Origin of the sequence: Mesorhizobium sp. LNHC221B00, assembly GCF_000502935.1 — a bacterium.
In the GTDB taxonomy this organism is placed as follows: Bacteria; Pseudomonadota; Alphaproteobacteria; order Rhizobiales; family Rhizobiaceae; genus Mesorhizobium; species Mesorhizobium opportunistum.
In genome coordinates, this window is sequence record NZ_AYWR01000006.1 from 289,446 (window position 1) to 296,932 (window position 7,487).

Annotated in this window: 6 protein-coding genes and 1 pseudogene; 2 read left to right on the forward strand and 5 right to left on the reverse strand. The window is 63.0% G+C overall.

Features of this window, described 5'->3' with window-relative positions:
* Positions 1-27: 27 nt before the first annotated feature.
* From X741_RS155410 to X741_RS155400, 3 genes are all read right to left on the reverse strand, one after another.
* On the reverse strand, positions 28-1,599 hold the full coding sequence (locus X741_RS155410) for a GMC family oxidoreductase (RefSeq protein WP_023777510.1): 1,572 nt from the start codon (positions 1,597-1,599) through the stop codon (positions 28-30).
* Positions 1,600-1,644: 45 nt separating this feature from the next.
* Positions 1,645-2,193, reverse strand: a complete 549-nt coding sequence (locus X741_RS155405) for a twin-arginine translocation pathway signal (RefSeq protein ID WP_023777511.1) — start codon at positions 2,191-2,193, stop codon at positions 1,645-1,647.
* A gap of 77 nt (positions 2,194-2,270) precedes the next feature.
* On the reverse strand, positions 2,271-2,666 hold the full coding sequence (locus X741_RS155400; RefSeq protein WP_023777512.1) for a VOC family protein: 396 nt from the start codon (positions 2,664-2,666) through the stop codon (positions 2,271-2,273).
* Between the two features lie 233 nt (positions 2,667-2,899).
* Here X741_RS155400 and X741_RS155395 point away from each other — a divergent pair, with 233 nt between their 5' ends.
* On the forward strand, positions 2,900-3,205 hold the full coding sequence (locus tag X741_RS155395) for a ribbon-helix-helix domain-containing protein (protein WP_013895274.1): 306 nt from the start codon (positions 2,900-2,902) through the stop codon (positions 3,203-3,205).
* Between the two features lie 116 nt (positions 3,206-3,321).
* On the opposite strand, the gene X741_RS155390 is transcribed toward X741_RS155395, so the two are convergent.
* Both X741_RS155390 and X741_RS155385 read right to left on the reverse strand, forming a co-directional pair.
* Positions 3,322-4,035, reverse strand: a complete 714-nt coding sequence (locus tag X741_RS155390; protein ID WP_023777513.1) for a DeoD-type purine-nucleoside phosphorylase — start codon at positions 4,033-4,035, stop codon at positions 3,322-3,324.
* A gap of 88 nt (positions 4,036-4,123) precedes the next feature.
* Positions 4,124-6,697: a PAS domain-containing sensor histidine kinase gene (locus X741_RS155385; RefSeq protein WP_023777514.1), complete on the reverse strand. Its 2,574-nt coding sequence runs from the start codon at positions 6,695-6,697 to the stop codon at positions 4,124-4,126.
* 387 nt (positions 6,698-7,084) lie between these two features.
* Here X741_RS155385 and X741_RS155380 point away from each other — a divergent pair.
* Positions 7,085-7,487 (forward strand): annotated as a pseudogene (locus tag X741_RS155380) (flagellar biosynthetic protein FliO); the annotation flags it as partial.

Here is a 7,487-nt window from a genome sequence, read left to right on the forward strand (position 1 = left end):
GCCCCGCGCCAGCAGGCAGTTGGGGGGTTAGATCGTCTTGGCCGACATCTGGGCGGCGATGTAGTCGGCCTGGCGGATCGCCAGCGACACGATGGTGAGTGTCGGGTTTTCCGCGGCACCCGTGGTGAACTGGCTGCCGTCCGACACGAACAGGTTCTTGATGTCGTGCGTCTGGCCATGCTTGTTGACGACGCCGTCTTGCGCCTTCTCGCTCATCCGGTTGGTGCCGAGATTGTGGGTCGAGGGATAGGGCGGCGTCGGAAAAGTGCGTGTGGCGCCGACCGCTGCGTAGAGCGCCGAAGCCTGCTTGTAGGCATGGTTGCGCATCGCGGTGTCGTTGGGATGGTCGTCGAAATGCACATCGGCGATAGGCATGCCGTGCTCGTCCTTCTCGTCGGCATGCAGCGTGATGCGGTTTTCCGCGCGCGGCATGTCCTCGCCCACGATCCACAGGCCGGCCATATGGTCGTAGTGGTCGAGCGCCGTGGTGAAGGAACGGCCCCAGCTGCCCGGATCGAGGAAAGCCGCCATGAATGGCAGGCCGAGCGACAGCGTCTCGAACTCGTAGCCGCCGACGAAGCCGCGCGATGGATCGTGGCGCGCCTCGTCGCGGATGATGCCGGCCATGGTGGTGCCGCGATACATATGCACCGGCTTGTCGAAGATGGCATAGACCGAGCCCGTGGTATGACGCATGTAGTTCTTGCCCACCTGGCCCGACGAATTGGCGAGGCCATGCGGGAACTTGGCTGATTGCGAGTTGAGCAGCAGCCGCGGGCTTTCGATGGAGTTGCCAGCAACGGCGACGATGCGGGCCTTCTGCTCCAGCAGTTTGCCGTCCTTGTCGGCATAGACCACGCCGGTCACCTTGCCCGAGGCGTCATGATTGATCTTGACCGCCATGGCGTTCGGCCGGACTTCGAGATGGCCGGTCGCCTCCCCCTTGGGGATTTCGGTGTAGAGCGTCGACCATTTGGCGCCCCACTTGCAGCCCTGGAAGCAGAAGCCGGTCTGCTGGCAGGACATGCGATCGTCGCGCTCGACCGAATTGATCGCCATGTTGCCGGTGTGGCATTCCTTGTAGCCGAGCTTGTCGGCGCCGGCCTTCAGCACCTTGAAGTTGTTGTTGCCGGGCAGCCGCGGCCAGTCGTTGGTGCCGGTCACCCCCATCTTGGCTTCCGCCTTCGCGTAGTAAGGCTCCATCTCGGCCAATGTGACCGGCCAATCCAGAAGGTTGGCGCCTTCCAGTCTGCCGTAGCTCGACAGCGTCTTGAACTCATGTTCCTGGAAGCGCAGCGACGCTCCGGCCCAGTGCGTGGTCGAACCGCCGACCGACTTGACGATCCACGCCGGCAGGTTCGGAAAATCCTTGGCCACACGCCAGTCGCCTGAGGTCGTGCGCTTGTCCTTCCAGGCGAGTTGGGCAAAGGAATCCCACTCGTCGTTGATGAAATCCTCATATACGTGGCGCGCGCCGGCCTCGAGGATGACGACGTCGATGCCTTTCTGCGCAAGTTCGTTGCCGAGCGTGCCGCCACCGGCGCCCGAGCCGATGATGACGACCACGCCATCGTTCTTCAGATCAAATGCTGCTGCCATGGTTTCCTCCCATGAAATCAATTGGATGCGGTTGAGCCAGGCAGCTCAGAGCCACTCGATGTCGTTGAAGCCGCGCGCGATGTAGCCGCCCTTGGAATAGGCCTCGCCCTCATACCCGAAGATCGGCCAGACCTCCTTCTGGTTGTAGAGGCTTACGACGAGGCCGCCGCGAACCGCCTGGAAGAAGGGTGAGCTCTCGATGTCCTTGAGCAGTGCGACCCGCTGCTCTTCCCAGCCAAGCCCGCGGTAGCCGTCCTTGCCGGCCTTCTTGTCGAGGTCGGCGATCCCGTTTTCGATAAGCGCCTTGTGGGCCGAATCCTTGCCGGCCATCTCGTCATGGCCCTTGACGGCGACAGCGTAATATTTGTCCGGAACCTGATCGTGCGGATAGATGTCGCGCGCCACCTGGATCAGCGTCGCCATCGTCTCGGGTTTCAGCGCCGATGTCTCAAGCCCCCAGGCATGTTCGGGGCTGATCACGGCGCTGCCGGAGATGACGAGCATCGCACCGATGCCGCCGCGTTTGAGAAGCTCGCGCCGTGACAGGCCAGGCTTCCTTTCGTAGCCAGGCTTACTCTCATAGATCGTGACCATAGTTTCCTCCCTGCTTGCTGTTCGCACCCTGAGGTGCCGTTGCTGGCGCCGCGCCGGTTCGCGCGGCGGGTTATCTCCTATTGGAAGCGTCCCCCACGCTGCAGGACCTCGATCTTGTAGCCGTCGGGGTCCTCGATGAAGAAAAAGCGGGCGATGAGTGAACCGTCGCGATTGAATTCGACGATCTTCTTCGGATTGAGACCGAGGGCGCCAAGCCGGTCGTGTTCGCTGTCGAGATCGGCGACCGAAACCGCGAGATGACCATAGCCATCGCCGAGCGCATAAGGCTCCTGCCGACCCTTGTTGACGGTCAACTCGACTTCGAAAGGTGTATCGGCATTGCTGAGGTAAACGAGCGTGAACGTCTCGAAATCCAGCCGTTGGGCGACATCGAGGCCGAAGGCCTTGTTGTAGAAATCGATGGACCGGATCTCGTCGAGAACCCGGATCATGGTGTGGATCGCTTTCGCCAAATCAGTCTCCGCAGCTTTCATGCTTCGAAGATGATTATGCGCGCCGGCCAGGAAAGGTGGTGGCAGCCGATTACCACGCCTGGGACAGGAAAACGGCTAGTGTCATCCCGCTTCAAGGACGAAAGTCTGATTGCCGTTGCCGGGCGTCCGACGGAAGATGGAATCGCAGGCAGTGTTCAAAAGGCGCCGGCGGCTCCGTCGGCACCCAAGACCAACAAAAACGGGAGGTAACAATGTGCCGAGTCTTTGCCGCGCAGGATCCGGAAGGCTATCGCCAGATCAACCGGTCGATCCGCATCGACGGACATTCGACCAGCATCCAGCTCGAGGCGACGTTCTGGGCCCTGCTCGATGAAATCGCCGAAAGCCAGAACCTGACGACGCCCAAATTCATCTCGAAGCTGTACGACGAGGCCATCGAGATCAACGGCGAAATCCCGAACTTCGCCTCCATGCTGCGGACGACCTGCGCGCTCTATCTGCGCGGCCATCGGCCCGACATGGATGAGCGAATGGCGTTGAAGCGGGAAGCGGCCTAGAGAAATTTCAGGAAAAGAGTGAAACGGTTTTCTAGGGAAAAGCGCGTAGCGTTTTCCCTTGGGAATTGCGTCAAAACAAAGAGTTAGAGCGGCTTTCGGTGAAATCGTGGACCGTTCTAGCGCCCTTCCGCAGCGATTTCGAACGCCAGCCGGCCCATATCGGCAAAGAGTTCCTGGCGTTCGGAATAGTCGGTCAATTCGCCGGTAACCAGATTGTCGACGACGGTCAGCAGCGATAACGCCCTCGCTCCGAAATGCGCCGCGATGCGGTAGAGCGCGCTGGTTTCCATGTCCACGGCCAGCGCTCCAAGCGCTCTTGCTTCGGCATAGCGGGCATGCGCTTCAGGATGGTAGAATATGTCGGTACAGGCCGTCAGACCGGCGTGGTGGTCGATGCCGAGTTCGGCTGCCTTGGCCAATGCGCAAGCGAGAAGGCCCGCATCCGGGCCGGCGTCGGCGTCGTAAAGGCCAAAGACCTGACCGTTCTCGGTATTTTCCGGCCGTGCCCATCGCGAGATCACCAGACCACGCAGTTTGACCTCCGCGCTCAGCCCGCCGCAGGTGCCGGTGCGGATCAATGTTCGGACGCCATAATAGCCAAGCAATTCATGGGCATAGATCAGGAACGATGAGACACCGATACCCGTCGCCTGAATGCTGACCGGCTGGCCCCGAAACAGGCCGGTAAACCCGAGCGAACCCCGCCGCCGATTGACGCAGCGCGGCGCTTCCAGGAATGTGCGCGCCATCCATTCGGCGCGCTGCGGGTCACCCGGCAGCAATACCGTATCGGCGTAGTCGCCCCTGTTTGCTTCGATGTGCGGCGTCAACAGCTGCTCCCGAACCCGCCTGCCCTTCACCCGCAATCATGGCGTTGTCAGCGCGTTGCGCAAGGGCAGAGCAGCAGGAGCACCTAATTTACGATTCGAGCACGTCCTTGACGATCGTTGCCAGTTGCTTGAGCGAGAACGGCTTCGGCAGGAACCCGAATTGCGCGTCCGCCGGCAGGTTCCTGGCGAATGCGTCCTCGGCATAGCCGGACACGAAGACGAACTTGATGTCCGGCTGACGCTTGCGCAATTCGCCAAGCAGGGTCGGCCCGTCCATTTCCGGCATCACCACGTCCGAAACGACGATGTCGACCTTGCCGCCAAGCGCTTCGAACACTTCCAGCGCCTCGACCCCCGAGGAGGCCTCGTGCACCGTATATCCGCGCGAGGTCAGCGCCCGCATGCCGCCCATGCGCACGGCATCCTCGTCCTCGACCAGCAGCACCGTGGCGGATCCGGACAGGTCCTTGGTGCTGTCGGCCGGCTTGGCCGGCGCCGCGCTCGGCGCTTCACCGGGCTCGGCCGCCGTCTTTGCTTCCGCGATGTGACGCGGCAGGAAGATGCGGAAGATCGATCCCTTGCCGACTTCGGAATCACAGAAAATGAAGCCGCCGGTCTGCTTGATGATGCCGTAGACCATCGACAGGCCAAGGCCCGTGCCCTTGCCGACTTCCTTGGTGGTGAAGAACGGCTCGAAGATCTTCTTCAGCACGTCCGGCGCGATGCCGCTGCCGGTGTCCTCGACTTCGACCACGACATAGTCGGCCGCGGTAAGCTCGCGGTAGGGGAAGGTCTTGCATTCCTCGGTGGTGACGTTGCGGGTGCGCACCGTGAGATCGCCGCCGGCCGGCATCGCATCGCGCGCGTTGACCGCCAGGTTGACCACCACCTGCTCGAACTGGCCGATATCGACCTTGACCGGCCACAGGTCGCGGCCGTGGTCGACCTTCAGCTTGATGTCGTTGCCGACCAGGCGGGCAAGCAGCATCCTGAGATCGGCGAGCACATCGGTCAGGTTCAGCACTTCAGGCCGCAGCGTCTGCTTGCGCGAGAAGGCCAGCAACTGCCTGACCAGCGAAGCCGCCCGGTTGGCATTCTGCTTGATGTTCATGATGTCGGGGAAGGACGGATCCGACGGCCGGTGATTGGTCAAAAGCAGGTCCGACGCCATGATGATGGCGGTCAGCACGTTGTTGAAATCGTGCGCGATGCCGCCGGCAAGCTGGCCGACCGCCTGCATCTTCTGGCTTTGCGCCATCTGGCCTTCGAGCGCCTTCTGCTCGGTCGTGTCGACGGCGTAGACGATGGCCGATTCCTCGGCGCCCTCGCCGCCGGTGCCGTCGGCGACGGCATTGACGTAGAACCGGATATGCCGGTCTTCGTTGCCGGGCAGCACGGTGTCGATCGGATCGATGTCGGCCTGCCGTTGCCGGGCCTTCTCGAAGGCGGCGGCAAAGGCCGGCCGGTCGCGCCCGTGGATCACCGTATCGAGCCGCACCCGGCGATCCACGGCATCCCGGTCGACGACCGAGGAAAACAGCGACAGGAACGGCGCATTGGTGCGCAGGATGCGCCCGCTGGCATCGACGCCGGCGATCGCCATCGGCGTCGAATTGAAGAACCGGGTGAAGCGCACTTCCGAAGCGCGCAGATCGGCGGAAGCATCTTCGCCTTGCGTGCGGTTGAGCACGATCGTGCGCGTCGGGCCGCCGATACCTTCGCGGCTGGCCGAAACGCGATGCATGAAGCGCACCGGCAGCGCTTCGCCGGTCATCGTCGTCAGGTCGAGATCGATGACGGCGTTGCGTGTCGTGCCGGGATCGGCCTTGACCGAGCGCACCAGCGCCATGCCGTCACCCGCGACTATATCGGGCAAGCTCACCGCACCAGGCGTGAAGCTGGCGAGATCGATGCCCAGCCATTCGGCGAGCGTGGCGTTGATGTAGGTGACGCGGCCGTCCTGATCGGCGGAGAAGAAACCGGCCGGCGCGTGGTCGAGATGGTCGATGGCCTTCTGCAGGTCGAGGAAGAAACGCTCCTGCTCGGCCCGCTCCTGCGAAATATCGGCGAGTTGCCAGGCCAGCATCGGCAGCCGCTGGCCCGGAACGCTGAAGGCGCGCGCGCGGGCGCGGTACCAGCGGGCGCCCGGTTCGGCGCCGGGCCGGATCGATTGCGCCAGCCGGAATTCGCCGTCGCCCGGCTGGCCGTCGCGCAAGCCGGAGGCCAACCGGTAAATCGTCACCGAGGCTTCGGGGACATCAGAAAGCAGCCCTTCGACCGTCTTCAGGTCGGCGGCCGAAGAGGCTCCGGTCATGTCGGCGTAAGCCCGGTTGGCGTAGACGACGCGGCCCTTGGTGTCCGTAACCAGGAGCCCCTGCGACATCGAATCGACGAAGGCCTTGGAGAGTTCGTCGCCGGTAGAGCGCGGCGTGATCTGGACGAAGCCGATCGCGGTCGCGAACAGGAAGCCGACGCCGATCATCGCCAGCACGCCGAGCATGCCGAGCAGGAAGGGATCGCCAAGGCGCTCGCGGAACAGGCCGAAGACGATCGCGGCCCCCGTCAGAACGACGATGAAGATGATGAGCCGGGTGACCGCGCCCGGTCGCGTGTTCTGGTCGACGATCGGTACCGGATAGAAATCGGCTCGCGCTTGCGGCATGTTCTCCATGCGGCTGTGTANTACCGGATAGAAATCGGCTCGCGCTTCCTTGGCCATATGCCCCCTGCTCGTGAAGTCCGACGTTCCGACACCCGCCCCCTAATGCATGTCGCCCAAAAATGACTTCGGTTTTGGGAAAAACGACCTGCATGAAAACAAGGACCTAAGGCGCGTCGCATGAATCGGCTTCAGCGCGACGCGCTTTAGCCGGTTGAATCACATTCTCCTAGTCCGGAAAAGGCCCGGGCGGCAAATGTCAGATAAAAATGATGCCGACCGGCCCTCCTAGTGTTTCAAGCTGTTCACGATGCGTGAAAGGTAACTTGCGGTGGCCAGCCGCAACGGTCTAGTGTCGCCTCACTTTCCAAAACCGACCAGGGGAAACCAATGCAGTGGCTGGATAGCGTGGCGGGCCCCGGTTATGCGGCAGCACTCCTGTGGACCTTCGCCGCGCTGATCCTGCTGGTCATCGTGCTTGTCATCATCAGGCTTGTCCGCAACCTGACCTTCGGCACGTTTGTCGCCGGCGGCCGCAACCGCAAGACGCGGCTGGCCGTCATGGACGCCACCGCCGTCGACAGCCATCGCCGGCTGGTGCTGGTGCGCCGCGACGATATCGAGCACCTGCTTCTGATCGGCGGCCCGACCGATGTCGTCGTCGAACGCGACATTCGCCTTGCCGCGCCGCGCCGTCCGGCGCTGACCGGAGATGGCGGCCTGCAGCCTGTCCCTGCCACCGCGGCCCCGGCAAAGCCTCGGTCGCCCCAGCCCGCCCCCGCGCCTCCAAGAC

What these genes read in the sequence shown, in the direction of transcription:
- X741_RS155405 (WP_023777511.1), bottom strand. Translation starts at nt 2,193, where the DNA reads ATGGTCACGATCTATGAGAGTAAGCCTGGCTACGAAAGGAAGCCTGGC.
- X741_RS155395 (WP_013895274.1), top strand. Translation starts at nt 2,900, where the DNA reads ATGTGCCGAGTCTTTGCCGCGCAGGATCCGGAAGGCTATCGCCAGATC.
- X741_RS155410 (WP_023777510.1), bottom strand. Translation starts at nt 1,599, where the DNA reads ATGGCAGCAGCATTTGATCTGAAGAACGATGGCGTGGTCGTCATCATC.
- X741_RS155385 (WP_023777514.1), bottom strand. Translation starts at nt 6,697, where the DNA reads ATGCCGCAAGCGCGAGCCGATTTCTATCCGGTACCGATCGTCGACCAG.